Source organism: Thermomonospora cellulosilytica (genome assembly GCF_014138835.1).
Classification (GTDB): Bacteria; Actinomycetota; Actinomycetes; order Streptosporangiales; family Streptosporangiaceae; genus Thermomonospora; species Thermomonospora amylolytica.
This window is the reverse complement of record NZ_JACJII010000001.1, coordinates 6,878,986-6,893,507: the sequence shown is the minus strand read 5'-3', so window position 1 is coordinate 6,893,507 and position 14,522 is coordinate 6,878,986. Positions and strand designations below refer to the sequence as shown.

Here is a 14,522-nt window from a genome sequence, read left to right as displayed (position 1 = left end):
TGGGGGTCGGGCCGGGCCTTTGCCGGCTAGTCGTCCGGAGAACCGTCCGATCTTGGCACGCCGGGTCCGGGCGCCGGGGGCGGAAATGCCGCTCCGACATGGTTGCGCAACCCGTTCCACGTGAAGTCGGTCATGTACTGTGCCGCGTCACGGGCGCCGACCTCCGGATGGCTCAGCCGCCACAGCGCCAGCCGCTCGCACGCCCCGATGATGATCTCGGTGTAGGCCTCCACCGCCACCGGGGGGACGTCCGGCGCCAGGGCGGCCAGCAGCGGCGCGATCAGCCCGCTCTGCTGCCGCCGGGTCTGCTCGAGCACCTCGCCGGTGCCGCCGGGGACCACCATGGGCTCCTGCAGCAGCATCGCGAACGACCGGCTGTGGGCGTCCATGAACTCGAAGTACGCCAGCATTCCCCGCCAGACCATGTCGCGCGGGTCGCTCGCGCCGGCCATGGCCGCCGAGGTGGCCTCGTACAGCTCGGCCTTGACCCGGTCGATCGCCGCCAGCACCAGCCCGTCCTTGCTGCCGAAGTGCTCGTACAGCAGCGGCTTGGACACCCCGCAGCGCTCGGCGATCTCGTCCATCGACACGGCGCGGAAGCCCCGTTCCGCGAACACCTGCTCGGCGATGTCGAGCAACTGGCGCTTGCGGTCGGCCCGGGACATCCGCCGCCGCGTCCTGGGTGTGGCACCGCTCACAGGAACTCCCGCCTGTTGGACCTACCGTCAGTAGCCTACCGCTGGTAACTTACTGGGAGTAGGTTACTCCTGAAGTGAGGGATCATGAGCGCACATCCCGCGATCGTCATCGTCGGCACCGGGTTCGCCGGCCTCGGCATGGCGATCCAGCTGATCAGGTCCGGCTTCCACGACTTCGTCGTGCTGGAGAAGAGCGACGACCTCGGCGGCACCTGGCGCGAGAACACCTACCCGGGATGCGCCTGCGACGTTCCCTCGCACATGTACTCCTTCTCCTTCGAGCTCAACCCCGGCTGGACGCGGATGTTCGCGCCGCAGCGGGAGATCTACGACTACCTGCACCGCACCGCCGACAAGTACGGCGTCAAGCGGTACATCCGCTACAACAGCAAGGTCGAGCGGATGGAGTACGACGACGACGCCCGCCGCTGGAAGGTCTCCCTGGCCGACGGCACCGTCTACACCTGCAAGGCCGTCGTCTCCGGCATCGGCGCCCTGCACATCCCGTCCCATCCCGACCTGCCCGGCCTGGACTCCTTCAAGGGCACCGCGTTCCACTCCGCCGAGTGGGACCACTCCTACGACCTGACCGGCAAGCGGGTCGCGGTGATCGGCACCGGCGCCTCGGCCATCCAGTTCGTGCCCGAGGTCGCCAAGAAGGCGGCGCGGCTGCACGTGTTCCAGCGGACCGCGCCGTGGATCCAGCCCAAGCCCGACCGGAAGTTCGGCACGGGGCTGCGCACGTTCCTGCGGACCGTCCCCGGCGCCGCGCGGGCCCTGCGGTACGGCATCTACTGGGCGCTGGAGGCCCGCGCCGTCGGCTTCACCATCGACCCGCGGCTGTCCGGCCCGATGGAGCGGCTGGCCCGGCGGCACATCGAACGGCAGATCCCCGACCCCGAGCTGCGCCGCAAGGTCACCCCCGACTACACCATCGGCTGCAAGCGGGTGCTGCTGTCCAACGACTACTATCCGGCGCTCATGCGGCCCAACGTCGACCTGGTCACCGAGGGCATCGCCGAGGTCCGCGAGCACTCGATCGTCACCGCGGACGGCCGGGAGCTGGAGGTCGACTGCATCATCTACGGCACCGGCTTCAAGGTCGTCGACGCCCTCGCCGAACAGCAGATCGTCGGCCGCAACGGGCTGAAGATCCAGGAGGCCTGGGCCAACGGCGCCGAGGCCCACCACGGCACCACCATCCCAGGCTTCCCGAACTTCTTCATGCTGCTGGGCCCCAACACCGGCCTGGGCCACAACTCGGTCGTCTTCATGATCGAGATCCAGATCCAGCACGTGCTGAGCTGCCTGCGGATGCTCGGCGAGCACAAGGCCGACGCGATCGAGCCGCGGCCGGAGGCCATGCGCCGCTACAACGACCGGCTGCACCGGCGGCTGCGCCGGGCGGTCTGGAACGAGGGCGGCTGCAACAGCTGGTACCTGGACGCCGACGGGGTCAACCGGACCCTGTGGCCGGGCTTCACCTTCGAGTACTGGTTCACCAGCCGCCGGGCCAAGCCCGCCGACTACGTGATCACCCGCTGAACCGCCGGCCCCCGGGAAGCGCGTCCCGGGGGCTCACTCCTTGTCCGGCGGCGCGAACAGCGGCTTGATGCCCGCGATGAGCTGCCGGATGATCGGCCGCTGCCCGGCGGGGTCCTTGCCGCGCAGGTCCAGCATCGGGTCCAGCCCGTCGTAGTAGGGGGCCAGCGCCAGGAACGGCAGCGTCATCATGATCAGCGTCGCCAGGATCTGCAGGTCGGCGTCCGGGCGGATGCCGCCGCGGTCCCGCCACAGCTCCAGCACCGGATGGATGACCTGCAGGTAGTGCTGGTTGGCGGTGTCCCGCACCACCGCCCGGACCTCGTTGTTGAGCTCGAAGTTGGTGGCCGCGGTGACGCCCCGTTCCAGCGGGTGGTCGGCCATGTACTCGGTCCACTCGCAGAACACGTCGAACAGCCACTCGTCGAACGGCTGGTCCAGGTCGATCCCGGCGATCCGGCGCTCCATGTCCTCGCGGATCCGCCGCGAGGTCTCGTCGCAGACGTAGGCGAAGAACTCCAGCTTGTCGGTGAAGTACTGGAACAGCGAGCCCTTGGCGATCCCCGCCTCGCGGGCGATGTTGTTGAGGCTGCCGGTCGAGTACCCGTGCTCACCGAACTCCCGCATCGCCGCTTCGAGCACCCGATCGCGCTTGGCGACGTTCAGCCGGAACCAGGTGGAGGTGGGCATCGACCTTCAGCTTTCGGTCTGCGGATCATGACTTGGGCGTTAGGGTAGCGGGTTCCGCGGCGGGGCGTGCCCGCATGATCACCGTGCGGGTGGGGGGTCGCGCCGGGTGACGACCAGCCCGGCCACCGCCGCCGCCATGCTCGCCAGCGCCATGACCAGCATCGCCGCGATCGCCCGGTCGTAACCGGCCAGCACCTCGGTCAGCGACCCGGCCGGCACCGTGCCGTTGAACAGCGCCGGCCGGTCCCCGGCGGGCAGCACGCTGGCGATCATGCTCAGCGACAGCGCCACCCCCAGGGTGTTGCCCACGTTCTGCAGGGTCAGCCGCATCCCGTTGACCACCCCCAGCCGGTCGCGCGGCACCCGGGCCATGATCGCGGTGGTGTTGCCGGTCAGGAACACCCCCGAGCCCGCGCCCATCAGCGCCAGCCCCGCCGCCACCAGCGGATACGGGGTGTCGCGGTCCAGGGTGACCAGCAGCGTCGCCAGCCCGGCCGCGGTCATCGCCGGTCCCGCCACCGCCACCGGGCGCGGCCCCAGCAGCCGGGCCAGCGCCCCGGCCAGCGGCGAGGCCACCATCATCGCGATCGGCACCGGCAGCACCGCCAGCCCCGCGGTCGCCGCGTCGGCCCGCCACACCGCCTGGAAGAACAGCGCGGCCACCAGGACGATCCCGAACCGGGCCAGGGTGTGGCACAGCGCCGCCAGGTTGGCCAGCGCGAACCCGGCGTCGCGGAACATCTCCAGATCCAGCAGCGGATGACCGGTGCGCCGCTGCGCCCACCAGAACGCCGGCAGGCCCGCCGCCAGCGCCGCCAGCCCGGCCAGCACCAGCGGGCTGTCCCAGCCCAGCGAGCCCGCCTCCGACAACGCCAGCAGCAGCCCGCCCAGCCACACCAGCAGCAGCAGCGCGCCCCGCACGTCCACCGGCTCGCGCTCGCCGCGCGGCAGCCTGCGCAGCGTGAACGCCCCCCAGCAGATCGCGGCCACCCCGAACGGCACGTTGAACCAGAACACCCACCGCCAGCCCGCCGCCTCCGCCAGCAGCCCGCCCACCGACGGGCCCAGCACCTGGGCGACGGAGATCGTCGATATGTACAGCCCGATGCCCTGGCTGAGCAGGTGCGGCGGGAAGGCGTGCGCGATGATGGCGGTGGCGTTGGCCAGGATCATCGCGAACCCGGCCGCCTGCACCACGCGCAGCGCGATCACCGCCTCGATCGTCGGGGCCAGCCCCAGCAGCAGGCTCGACAGGGTGAACACCCCGTACCCGAGCAGGTAGGTCTCACGCCGCCCGAACTCGTCGGCCAGCCGCCCGCACAGCACCAGCAGCACCGTGTTGGTCAGCATGAACGACAGCAGCACCCAGTGCGCGGCCAGCGCCCCCGCGTCGAAGTGCCGCACCACCACCGGCAGCGCCACGTTCAGCGTGCCGGCGTTGATCCCGGTGACCAGCGAGCCCAGGGTCACCACCGACAGCGCCCGCCAGTGGTACGGAACCCTCGCCATCGCCCGCCCTCCGACCGGCATCGTCAACCGCCGCGGTCCATGATCCCCCCGCGCCGGACGGGGACGGTCAGCGGGCCAGCCGGATGAGGATCCGGCACACCTCCTCGAGGATCTCCTGCGCCGCCTGCTCGTCCTCGGCCACCGAGATCTCCCGGCCCGCCTCGGCGATCACGGCGGTGAGCACCTGGCTGAGCACCTGACGGCGGCGGGCGCCCGCCCCGTCGCCGGCACCGTCCAGGCCGCGCAGCAGCTTGGTGTTCTGCGCGATCCACTGGCGGGCCCGGGCGCGGCGCATCAGGGTGAAGCCCGAGGGGCCCTCGCCCTCCAGGAACAGCCGGGCCACCTGCCGGTGCTCCCAGCACGCCTGCAGGTAGGCGCGGGCACCGGCGATGAACAGCGCTATCGGGTCCTGCTCGCCCTTCTTGCGGGCGCACGCCACCGCCTGCGCGGCGCGCTCCTCCTGCAGGCGGTTGTAGTCCTCCCACAGCGCCAGGTACAGGCCCGCCTTGCCGCCGTAGTGGTGGTACAGGCTGCCGACGCTGATCCCGGAACGCTCGACGATCTCGGCGATCCCCGCGTCGTTGTAGCCACGGTCCGCGAAGACCTCCTGAGCCGCCTCCAGCAACGCCTGCCGGGTCGCGTCGGCGCGCGCCCACTGCCGGCCACCGCCCCCCTCACCATGGCCGTTGATGCCCATGGTCCTCATGGTCCCACGGCGCGCTCAGTACCAGTGGTTGGCCTGCCAGAAGCGCCACGCCTTGCAGGGGTCGCCGTACCGGGCCTTGATGTAGCTCAGGCCCCAGGCGATCTGGGTGGGGGAGCTGGTGCGCCAGTCGGCCCCGGCGGAGGCCAGCTTCTCGGCGGGCAGCGCCTGCGGGATGCCGTACGCGCCGCTGGAGGGGTTCTCGGCCCGCTCGTTCCAGCTGCTCTCGTGCTCCCACAGCTCCTCAAGCGACGGCCAGCACGCGCCCCAGCCCTTGAGCTCGTTCATCTGCCTGCCGTACGCCTTGTTCTGCGCGGCGCTGGGGTTGATCCGGCGCAGCGCCTCGGCGCTCCTGGACGCCTCGATCTTCTTGCGGTTCTTGCGGTACCACTCGGCCCGCTCCCGCGCCCTGCGCTCCTCCTCCTTCTGCCGGAGGTACGCGCGGTACTTGGCGGCGGCGACCGCGTCGGCGGCGACCTTGTCCATGTCGCTGCGGTTCAGCAGCGCGACCATCTCGTTCGCCGACAGGTCCAGCTCGGCCGCCATCGGGGGCGGGTCGGCCTTGGCGAAGCCGAAGGAGCTGATGTTGAGCATGACCGCCATCAGCGCCGCGATCGCGCCGAGGGCGATGGTGACGTTGCTGGTGAGGACGCGCCGGACCAGCCGGCGGCGGCCGCGGCGGCGCCGGCGGGCCGCGGCGCGCCGGCCCTGCGGGGGTCGCGCGGACCGCCCGGCCGGCCGTCGTGGGGGTTCGGGCGTTGCGCCCCGACTGTGCCGCATGGAGATGGATCGACCCTGTCTCGCCGTGAACTGCTCGTCGCCTAAAGATACGCAAGGTGACACATGATCGGTTCGTGACGTCAAAATGTCACGCTGCGTGTTCATGGGGTCGCGAATGGCCGCGCGTTCTCGGGAGTGCGAATCTCCACCGCACCGGCAGAACCCGCTGAGTGGGACGACGGCTGATAAGTACTCGCTTTCTGGAGCACTGTCTAATACAGTGCTCCAGATCACAGCCGGCGACGGAAACGACACGTTCGCCTCCGCTCCGCTGTGATCCGCCGACCTCGGTGGTTCCGCCGGGCGGCCCGCGGGCGCGTCCGAAGAACGAAGGAGGCTGGTATGACCCTTGACCTCGCCCCCTGCGGCAAGGGCACCGGCTGAGATGGCGCCGAGCCTGGGCCGGGCCCCCGACCTGGTGGGCCGGCGCGTCGGGAAGGCGGCCGACGAGACCGGGCTGCTGTTCGTCACCCTGCTGGAGGGACTGCGCCGCACCTGGGACTTCAGGACCTGGTGGGGCGAGTTCGTCGAGCAGTGCTGGTTCATCGCCCGGGTCACCAGCGTCCCGGTGCTGCTCATCGCGATCCCGCTGGGCGCCACCATCTCGCTGCAGGCCGGCGACATCGCCCGCCAGCTCGGCGCCCAGTCCGGCACCGGCGCGCTGGTGGTGGCCAACATGATCACCCAGGTCGCCCCGCTGGCCTCGGCGCTGCTGATCTCCGGCGCCGGCGGCTCGGCGATCACCTCCGACATGGGCGCCCGGCACATCCGCGACGAGCTGGCGGCCATGGAGGTGATGGGCATCAACCCGCTGCACCGGCTGGTCACCCCGCGGCTGTGGGCGGCCAGCACGGTCGCGGTGCTGCTGTGCTCGGTGGTGATCCTGTCCGGCACCGCCGGCGGCTACTACTTCAACGTGGTCCAGCAGGGCGTCAGCCCGGGCGCGTTCTTCGACGGCGCCACCTCGCTGCTGCAGCTCTCCGACCTGATGGTCACCCTGTTCAAGGCGTGGATCTTCGGGTTCATCGCCGCCGCGGTGGCCTGCTACGCGGGCATGAACTGCGCGCTGGGCCCGGTCGGGGTGGGCCGCGCGGTCAACAAGGCGGTGGTGACGACCTCGATCCTGGTCTTCACCGCCAACTACGTGATCACGATGCTGTACCAGGTGCTCGTCCCCCCGAGGTTCTGAATGGTCGCCACCGCCCCCGTCCTCGCCCCGGTGCGCCGGGCCGGCCGCGCGATGCGCGACCGCGCCGCCGGGCTGGTCGACGCGGCCGGCATGCCGGTCTTCCTCGGCCGGGTGCTCTACCACCTGCTGTTCGACCTGATCCTGCGGCGCAAGTACGGCAAGATGCTGCTCCGCCAGGTCAGCGACATCACCGTCGGCGTCGGCGCGCTGGTGGTCGGCGGCGGCATGATCTTCGTGATCGGCACCATGTCGCTGGCCACCGGCGCCATGGTCGGCATGCAGGGCTACCCCTCGCTGGAACGGATCGGCGCCGAGGCGTTCGCCGGGGTGCTGGCCAGCTTCGCCAACGTCCGCGAGGTGACCCCGATCATCGCCGGGGTGGCGCTGATCGCCCAGGTCGGCTCGGCGTTCACCGCCGAGATCGGGGCGATGCGGATCTCCGAGGAGATCGACGCCCTGGAGGTGATGGGCGTCAACTCGCTGACCTTCCTGGTCTGCACCCGGGTGGCGGCGGCGGTGATCGCGCTGGTCCCGCTGTACCTGCTGTCGCTGTACACCAGCTTCTTCGCCACCCGGTTCATCACCGTGCAGTACTTCGGGCTCTCGCCCGGCATCTACGACTACTACTTCAACCTGTACCTGCCGCCGATCGACGTGCTCTACAGCGCGGCCAAGGTGGCGGTGTTCGCGTTCGTGATCATGTTCATCCACTGCTACCGGGGCTACTACGCCGCGGGCGGGCCGGTGGGCGTGGGCGTCGCCGCGGGCCGCGCGATCCGCGAGTCCAGCGTCGCGATCATCGTGATCAACCTGCTTCTGTCGTACATCTTCTGGGGTCACGGCGGCACGGTGAGGCTGACCGGATGAGCGATGACAACCTGTCCCTGCGGTCGCGCCTGCTGTACGGCGCGATCGGCACCGCCGTCCTGGTGGGCGGCGCGGCGTACGCCCTGGCGGGCACCCAGCCCGACCACGACGGCGCACGGTACTACCACGCGGTGTTCGGCCGGGCCGGGCAGGGCCTGGACGACCGTTCCGACGTCAAGATCCGCGGCATCACCGTGGGCGGCGTCGACTCGGTGGCGCTGCGGCCCGACGGGCGGGTGCGGGTGCGCGTCCGCATCGACGACCGGGACGTGCGGATCACCCGGGACGCGCTGGCCTCGATCGAGCCGGTGTCGGTGTTCGGGCCCAAGGACGTGGCCATCGACCTCGGCCCGGCGGCCGGAAGGGGACCGTTCCTGGACGAGGGCGGCACCATCGCCCGCACCGAGGACCCCGAGGAGCTCGCCGACGTGGCCTGGCCGGCGTACCGGCTGACCGGCGCGCTGGACCCGCAGGACATCTCCACCCTGCTGCACACCTTCTCCGAGGGGCTGCACGGGCAGGGGCCGGCGCTGCGCCGCTCCATCGACAACGGCACGAAGCTGCTGGAGGTCGTCCACAACCGGCGGGCCGAGCTGCAACGGCTGATCGACGACGTGGCCGCGCTGTCGGGCACGCTCGGCGGCCGGGGCGCCGTCATCACCGGGCTGGCCGGCGACTTCACCGCCGTGTCCGGGGTGATCAGCGACCGGCCGGACAAGATCGAGCAGCTGCTCGAGCAGGCCGGGCGGCTGTCGGACCAGCTGTCGGGCACGCTCGCCCGGCACGGCGACGACATCGCCGGGCTGATCGACGGCGGCTCCCGCGCCGTCGAGGTGCTCTACCAGGAACAGCACGAGATCCCCACCCTGATCGACGGGCTGAACGGGTTCTTCGGGCTGCTCAGCGACATCATCCGGGTCCCCGGCCCGGAGAACTCGCTGCTCGCCCAGACGGTGGCGTACCTGCCGCTCGACATCTGCAAGATCTTCGTGGACGCCTGCACGGTCGGCGGCGACCGCACCTACCTGCGGCTGCCGGGAGCCCCCCGATGAGCCCCCGGTTCCGGCTGCGGCACGGCCCGGACCGCCGGTCGCTGGTGTCGTTCACCGTGTTCGCCGCGCTGACCACCGCGCTGACCCTCTTCATCGCCCAGCAGATCCTGGCCACCGGGTTCGGCGACCGCTACGAGCTGACCGCCACCTTCGACGACGTGACCGGGCTGCTCACCGGCGACCAGGTGAAGATCTCCGGAGTGCCGGTCGGCCGGGTCAACGAGATCGGCATCCGGCAGGGCAGGGCCGTGGTGGTGCTGGAGGTCGACCGGGACGTGCGGATCCCGGAGGACTCCACCGCCGCCGTGCAGTGGCGCAACGTGATGGGGCAGCGGGTGATCTCCCTGGAGCCCGGCCGCAGCGCCGTCAAGCTCGGTCCCGGTGACCGGATCAGGCACACCCGCTCGGTGGTGGACCTCGGCGAGATCGTCAACGCGCTCGGCCCGCTCACCGGCAGCCTCGACCCGGACATGCTCAACCAGGTGCTGCAGGGCTTCGCGCAGACGCTGGACGGCAACGAGGCCAACATCAACGCGATGATCCGGAACATGGACGTGCTGCTGGCCGCGTTCGGCACCCGGGCGCGGACCATCCAGCAGCTCATCGACGACTACCGGACGGTGGCCGAGGCGGTCGCGGTGCGGGACCGGCAGATCGCCGCCGGCGTGGACAACCTGGAGAAGCTCACCGAGGTCTTCGCCGCCAACCGGGGCCTGCTGGACGGCGCGGTGGTGGAGGTCTCCCAGCTGGCCACCACCCTCGACGAGATCCTCGGGGAGAACGAGGCCCAGCTGTCGCGGATCGTCGGCAACCTCACCACCTTCAGCGAGACCGCCCGCTGGAAGATCGACAAGCTGGAGAAGATGGTGCAGAACCTGCCGCTGGCGCTGCGGCAGTTGTTCGCCGCCGTCAACGGCGGCCACTTCATGCGCACCAACGCGCTGTGCCTGAACATCATGCAGGGCCCCTGCCCGTTCCCGATGCGCTTCCCGGGCGGGAACGGCGGCGACACCCTCAGCGGGCGGGACGAGGCCAAGCTCCGGCAGATGCTCACCACGCTCGGGATGGGGGGCGGCTGATGGCGTTCAGGTCGCTGCGCGACGTCAACCACCGGCTGGTCGCGCTGGTGTCGGTGACCGTGCTCGGCGCCGCCTGCGCGTTCGCGTTCGCGGTCGGCCAGCTCCACCTGCTGGAACGCGGCTACGAGATGAGCGGGGTGTTCACCGACACCGGCGGCCTGGAGGACGGCGACGACGTCCGGGTGGCCGGGGTGCGGGCCGGCCGGGTGCTGACGGTCGAGCCCGACTTCTCCCAGGGCCACGTGGTGATCACCTGGCGGGTCGACGCCGGGGTCAGGCTGGGCCTGAGCACCCGCGCCGACATCCAGACCGCCACCCTGCTCGGCGGGCGCTACCTCAAGCTGTCCGGCCCGGTCCCGGCCGACGGCCCGTTCCTGGACGACCTGCCGGAGGATCGGCGGCGGATCCCGCTGAGCCGCACCACCGTGCCGTTCACCGTCTCCGACGCGGTGGAGAACGCCACCGACATCACCCGCCGGCTCGACCAGAAGGCCGTCGACCAGTTGCTGGTGTCGGTCTCCAGGATCGAGTCGCCCAGCGCCGCCAAGCTGCGGGAGATGCTGGAGAACTTCCGCACCCTGGCGGCCGCGCTGAACGAGTCCTATCCGCAGATCGAACGGCTCATCGAGGCGAGCAAGGACGTCAGCGGGACGCTGGCGGCCAAGGAGGAGCAGCTCAAACGGCTGATCACGCACAGCCAGACCCTGCTGGCCACGCTGGTGCAGCGCCGGCAGGAACTGGCCGCCGCCATCGGCGAGGGCGGGCGCACGGTGCGGACGCTGGCCCGGGTGATCGAGAACCACCAGAGGGAACTGGACACCCTGCTGAGGAACCTGCACCTGCTGACCACCCGGATCGCCCCCAACATCGACGCCCTGAACGCCGACTTCGCCCTGCTCGGCCCGACGTTCGCCCAGGTCGCCAACCTCAAGGGCAACGGCAACTGGATCGAGGGCCTGCTGACCGGGCTCGGGCCGATCCAGCCCAACGGCCCGATCTCCACGCCCAAGGACGGAGGGAACTGATGCGGCGCCTGCTCGTCATGGCGGTGACCGCCGCGCTGACGGCCTCCCTGGGCGGCTGCTCGCTGCTCGGCGACGGCGCGCAGCGGCACATGACCGTGTACTTCGCCAAGGCCCGGTCGTTCTATCCGGGCTCCAAGGTCAAGATCATGGGCGCGGACGTCGGGGCCGTCGACACGGTGCGCAACCTCGGCGACCGCATCAAGGTCACCTTCCACCTGCGCGCCGACATCCCGCTGCCCAGGGGGGTCAGGGCGTCGATCGTCCCGCTGAACCTGGTCGGCGAGCGCAACCTGGTGCTGCACCCGGCGTGGAAGCCGGGCCAGCCCAAGGAGACCTCCGACGAGATCCCCCTCGGCCGCACCGACGTCCCGGTCGAGGTGGACGACGCGCTGGCCTCGTTCACCAACCTGAGCCAGGCGCTCGACCCGACCAAGGTCGACGGGGCGCTGCAGGGCGCCGAGCGGTCGCTGCGCGGCAACGGGCGGACCTTCAACGCCACCCTGGAGCAGGCCGGCCGGCTGGTGGAGAACATCGCCGGGCAGGACCGGGAACTGCTGGAGGTGGCCCGCAACCTGGACCGGCTGGCCGGGGTGGTGCGCGGCCGGGAGCAGATCCTCGGCCGGATGATCAGCGACTTCGGCGAGGCCACCCGGGTGCTGGCCGCCGAACGCCGCGAGCTGCAGGACCTGGTGCGCGGGGTGCTGGCGCTGTCGGAGCAGGGCGACAAGCTGCTGCGCAAGTACAAGGGCCAGTTGCCCCACGACCTGGCGGTGCTGACCCGGTTCGCGCTGGTGCTGCAGGGACAGAGCGACCGGGTGGCGCTGATGCTGGAGTCGCTGCCGGAGGTGGGCGGGGCGCTGATCGGCGGTTACAACGACGACCTCAAGGCGCTGAACATCCGGTTCGCCACCGACGCGTTCCTGCGCACCTGGCTGACCGGGATCCAGGGCACCGACGAGGTCGGCTGCCCGCTGCCCGAGCCCAACTCCAACTGCCCCTGGGACGCGGGAGGGAACTGATGCGGACCCCACGACCCGTGCGGGCGGTCGCCCTCGGCCTGGTCGCCGGGCTGCTGGCGGCCGGCTGCTCGATCCGCACCCTCGGCGCGCCCAAGGGCGAGCTGACCCTGGTGGCCGTCTTCGACGACACCCAGCAACTGGTGGCCGGGCACAGCGTGCAGATGTCGGACGTCAAGGTCGGGTCGGTCACCGACGTGCGGCTGGTGGACGGCTACAAGGCCCAGGTCACCATGACGATCGAGGACGGGTTCCGGATCCCGCAGGGCACCACCGCCGAGATCAAGGTGACCTCGCTGCTGGGCGAGAACTTCGTGGACCTGCGGCTGCCGGCGGGCCGGACCATGGCCACCGGGCCGTACCTGGCCGACGGCGCCCGGATCGCCAGGACCAGCACGCAGCCGTCGTTCGAGCAGGTCGTGGGACGGGCCGGGCCGCTGCTGGAGGCGCTGGCCGGCGACGATCTGGCCACCATCGTCGACGCCGGGGCGACCGCGCTGGGCGGCAACGGGCCCAAGCTGAACACGGCCGTCGCCAGGTCCTCCCAGCTGCTCCAGCAGTTCGCCGACCAGCGCCGGCAGCTGACCACCGCGGTCGAGGAGTTCGCCCGGCTGGGCCGGTCGCTGGCGAACGGGTCCGACCGGCTCGGCGCGGTGCCGGACGACCTGGAGCGCACCACCCGGCTGCTGAACGAGAACGCCGACGAGATCCTGGCCACCGTCGAGAAGCTCACCCGGACCGCCCGGCTGCTCGGCGACAAGGTCCTGGAGGGGCGGGTGACCAGGCTCAAGACCCTGATCCGCCAGGTCGACCCGGTGCTGCGGCTGCTGGCCGGGGACCGGCAGCGGCTCGGCAGGCTGGTCGACGGGATCGAGGTGTTCACCGCCGAACTGCCGCGCGCCACCTACGACGGGCAGGTGCTGCTGTATCCGCTGCTCCGGCTGGTGCTGGACGACGGGACGGTGCTTCCGCAAAGCGGCAGCGGCCCTGCCACGGCGGGCCCGGCCGACCCGCTGCCCGAGGAGGTCCGCCGGGCGATGCCCACCGTCGACGACATCGTGAGGCCCCGATGACCGGCCGGATCTACGTCAACGTCACGGTGTTCGCGCTGCTGGGCGTGACGCTGCTGGTGTGGGCGTTCACCAGCGTGGTGCGGCTGGACTTCATCGACCGGCCGTACCGGGTCACCGCCGAGTTCAGGTCCTCGCCGGGCCTGCACCCGAACTTCGAGGTCGACTATCTGGGCACCCGGATCGGCAAGATCGACTCGGTGGAGCTGCGGCACGACCGGGTGGTGGTGCGCCTGGACATCGACCGGGACGTGCGGATCCCGCGCGGGGTGACCGCCGCGGCGGCGCGCAAGTCGGCGGTCGGCGAGCCGGTGGTGGAGCTGACCCCCAAGCCGGGCCAGGCCGCCGGGCCGAAGCTGCCCACCGACGGATCGGCGCTGATCCCCGTGTCGGACACCTCCGTTCCGCCCGCGTATGGGGAGCTGTTCGGGGCGGTCAACGACACGTTGAAGGCCATCGACCCCGAGGCCGCCGGCAGCGTGCTGCACGAGCTGGCCGAGGGGTGGTCCGGGCGGCAGGACTCGCTGCGCCAGATCATCGCCGGGACCGACCAGCTCACCGGCACGTTCGCCCGGGACACCGAGCTGATCGACGGGCTCACCCGCGACTTCGGGCAGATCGCCGGGGTGCTGTCGGCCAACCGGACCGATCTGGGCTCGGGGATCGACAACCTGGCCGCGCTGCTGGCCGCGCTGCGCGGGGTCCGCACCGAGCTGACCGAGCTGCGCGACCAGAGCCCCGCCCTGCTGAGCACGGTGAACGAACTGGTGGCCAGGGCCGGGCCGGACGTGGAGTGCATGCTCGGCGCGCTCGGCTCGATGGACCTGGAGCGCAAGAACCCGCAGGTGTACGCGGACCTGCGGCGGACCCTGGAGCAGTCCGGGGAACTGGTCCACGTCCTGGACAACGTCATCGGGCAGGACCAGGGGCAGAACGTCCTCAACGTGTTCTTCCTGGTCACCCTGAACACCCCGGCGACCCTGGAGTACAAGCGCCCGCTTCCCCAGCCGGAGGTCGCCCCCGTCCCGGCCTGCCCGGGCGGGCGGGTGCCGGCGCGGACCGAGCAGAAGGACTTCTACGGCAAGGACCCCGGCGAGACCCTGCCGACCCACGACGCCGAGGCCGCGCGACGGGCCCAGCAGGCGGAGCGGACCGGTGCGCCGAGCCGTTCCGCCGGGCCGCCGCTGTGGCTGGTGTACGTTCCCCCGCTGATCGCCCTGCTGGTGCTGATCAGGGTCATGGCGGGCAGCGCCCCGGTGCTGTCCCGCCTGCGCCGCCGCAAGTGACCGATCCCCGAGGAGT

14 protein-coding genes are annotated in these 14,522 nt (G+C 71.3%); 9 read left to right on the top strand and 5 right to left on the bottom strand.

Translation table 11 applies throughout. The features are described 5' to 3' along the window. Positions 1-26 precede the first annotated feature (26 nt). Positions 27-698: a TetR/AcrR family transcriptional regulator gene (locus HNR21_RS32395; RefSeq protein ID WP_233358548.1), complete on the bottom strand. Its 672-nt coding sequence runs from the start codon at positions 696-698 to the stop codon at positions 27-29. Between the two features lie 84 nt (positions 699-782). Between HNR21_RS32395 and HNR21_RS32390 the strand changes: the two genes are divergently transcribed. Then, positions 783-2,243: a flavin-containing monooxygenase gene (locus HNR21_RS32390; RefSeq protein WP_119728942.1), complete on the top strand. Its 1,461-nt coding sequence runs from the start codon at positions 783-785 to the stop codon at positions 2,241-2,243. A gap of 33 nt (positions 2,244-2,276) precedes the next feature. Here the strand turns inward: HNR21_RS32390 and HNR21_RS32385 are convergent, their stop codons facing one another. From HNR21_RS32385 to HNR21_RS32370, 4 genes are all read right to left on the bottom strand, one after another. Next, positions 2,277-2,930: a TetR/AcrR family transcriptional regulator gene (locus HNR21_RS32385; protein WP_182708126.1), complete on the bottom strand. Its 654-nt coding sequence runs from the start codon at positions 2,928-2,930 to the stop codon at positions 2,277-2,279. A gap of 78 nt (positions 2,931-3,008) precedes the next feature. Continuing rightward, positions 3,009-4,439, bottom strand: coding sequence for a DHA2 family efflux MFS transporter permease subunit (locus HNR21_RS32380; protein WP_182708125.1), 1,431 nt, complete (start codon positions 4,437-4,439; stop codon positions 3,009-3,011). A gap of 67 nt (positions 4,440-4,506) precedes the next feature. Then, on the bottom strand, positions 4,507-5,136 hold the full coding sequence (locus tag HNR21_RS32375; RefSeq protein WP_182708124.1) for a TetR/AcrR family transcriptional regulator: 630 nt from the start codon (positions 5,134-5,136) through the stop codon (positions 4,507-4,509). Positions 5,137-5,160: 24 nt separating this feature from the next. Beyond that, a complete protein-coding gene (locus HNR21_RS32370; RefSeq protein ID WP_157995936.1) occupies positions 5,161-5,922 on the bottom strand; it encodes an aggregation-promoting factor C-terminal-like domain-containing protein in 762 nt (253 codons plus the stop codon). A 385-nt stretch (positions 5,923-6,307) separates the two neighbouring features. On the opposite strand from HNR21_RS32370, the gene HNR21_RS32365 reads away from it, so the two are divergent. Genes HNR21_RS32365 through HNR21_RS32330 form a run of 8 tightly spaced genes read left to right on the top strand, consistent with a single transcriptional unit; the run spans position 6,308 to position 14,506 of the window. After that, positions 6,308-7,111, top strand: a complete 804-nt coding sequence (locus tag HNR21_RS32365; RefSeq protein WP_182708123.1) for an MlaE family ABC transporter permease — start codon at positions 6,308-6,310, stop codon at positions 7,109-7,111. After that, on the top strand, positions 7,112-7,978 hold the full coding sequence (locus HNR21_RS32360; protein ID WP_119728948.1) for an MlaE family ABC transporter permease: 867 nt from the start codon (positions 7,112-7,114) through the stop codon (positions 7,976-7,978). Beyond that, positions 7,975-9,030, top strand: a complete 1,056-nt coding sequence (locus HNR21_RS32355; RefSeq protein WP_182708122.1) for an MlaD family protein — start codon at positions 7,975-7,977, stop codon at positions 9,028-9,030. Before HNR21_RS32360 ends, HNR21_RS32355 begins: the two co-directional genes overlap by 4 nt. Further along, positions 9,027-10,109 carry an MCE family protein gene (locus HNR21_RS32350; RefSeq protein WP_182708121.1) on the top strand — a complete coding sequence of 361 codons (1,083 nt, stop codon included), beginning with the start codon at positions 9,027-9,029 and terminating at the stop codon, positions 10,107-10,109. The genes HNR21_RS32355 and HNR21_RS32350 overlap by 4 nt, the downstream gene beginning before the upstream one ends. Then, positions 10,109-11,134 (top strand): MCE family protein, encoded by a 1,026-nt coding sequence (locus HNR21_RS32345; protein WP_182708120.1) that lies wholly within the window; start codon positions 10,109-10,111, stop codon positions 11,132-11,134. Before HNR21_RS32350 ends, HNR21_RS32345 begins: the two co-directional genes overlap by 1 nt. Further along, entirely contained in the window at positions 11,134-12,153 is a 1,020-nt protein-coding gene (locus HNR21_RS32340; RefSeq protein WP_182708119.1) for an MCE family protein, read from the top strand. Before HNR21_RS32345 ends, HNR21_RS32340 begins: the two co-directional genes overlap by 1 nt. Beyond that, positions 12,153-13,223 (top strand): MlaD family protein, encoded by a 1,071-nt coding sequence (locus HNR21_RS32335; protein ID WP_182708118.1) that lies wholly within the window; start codon positions 12,153-12,155, stop codon positions 13,221-13,223. The genes HNR21_RS32340 and HNR21_RS32335 overlap by 1 nt, the downstream gene beginning before the upstream one ends. Then, positions 13,220-14,506 (top strand): MCE family protein, encoded by a 1,287-nt coding sequence (locus HNR21_RS32330; protein ID WP_182708117.1) that lies wholly within the window; start codon positions 13,220-13,222, stop codon positions 14,504-14,506. The genes HNR21_RS32335 and HNR21_RS32330 overlap by 4 nt, the downstream gene beginning before the upstream one ends. The last annotated feature ends 16 nt before the right edge of the window (positions 14,507-14,522 follow it).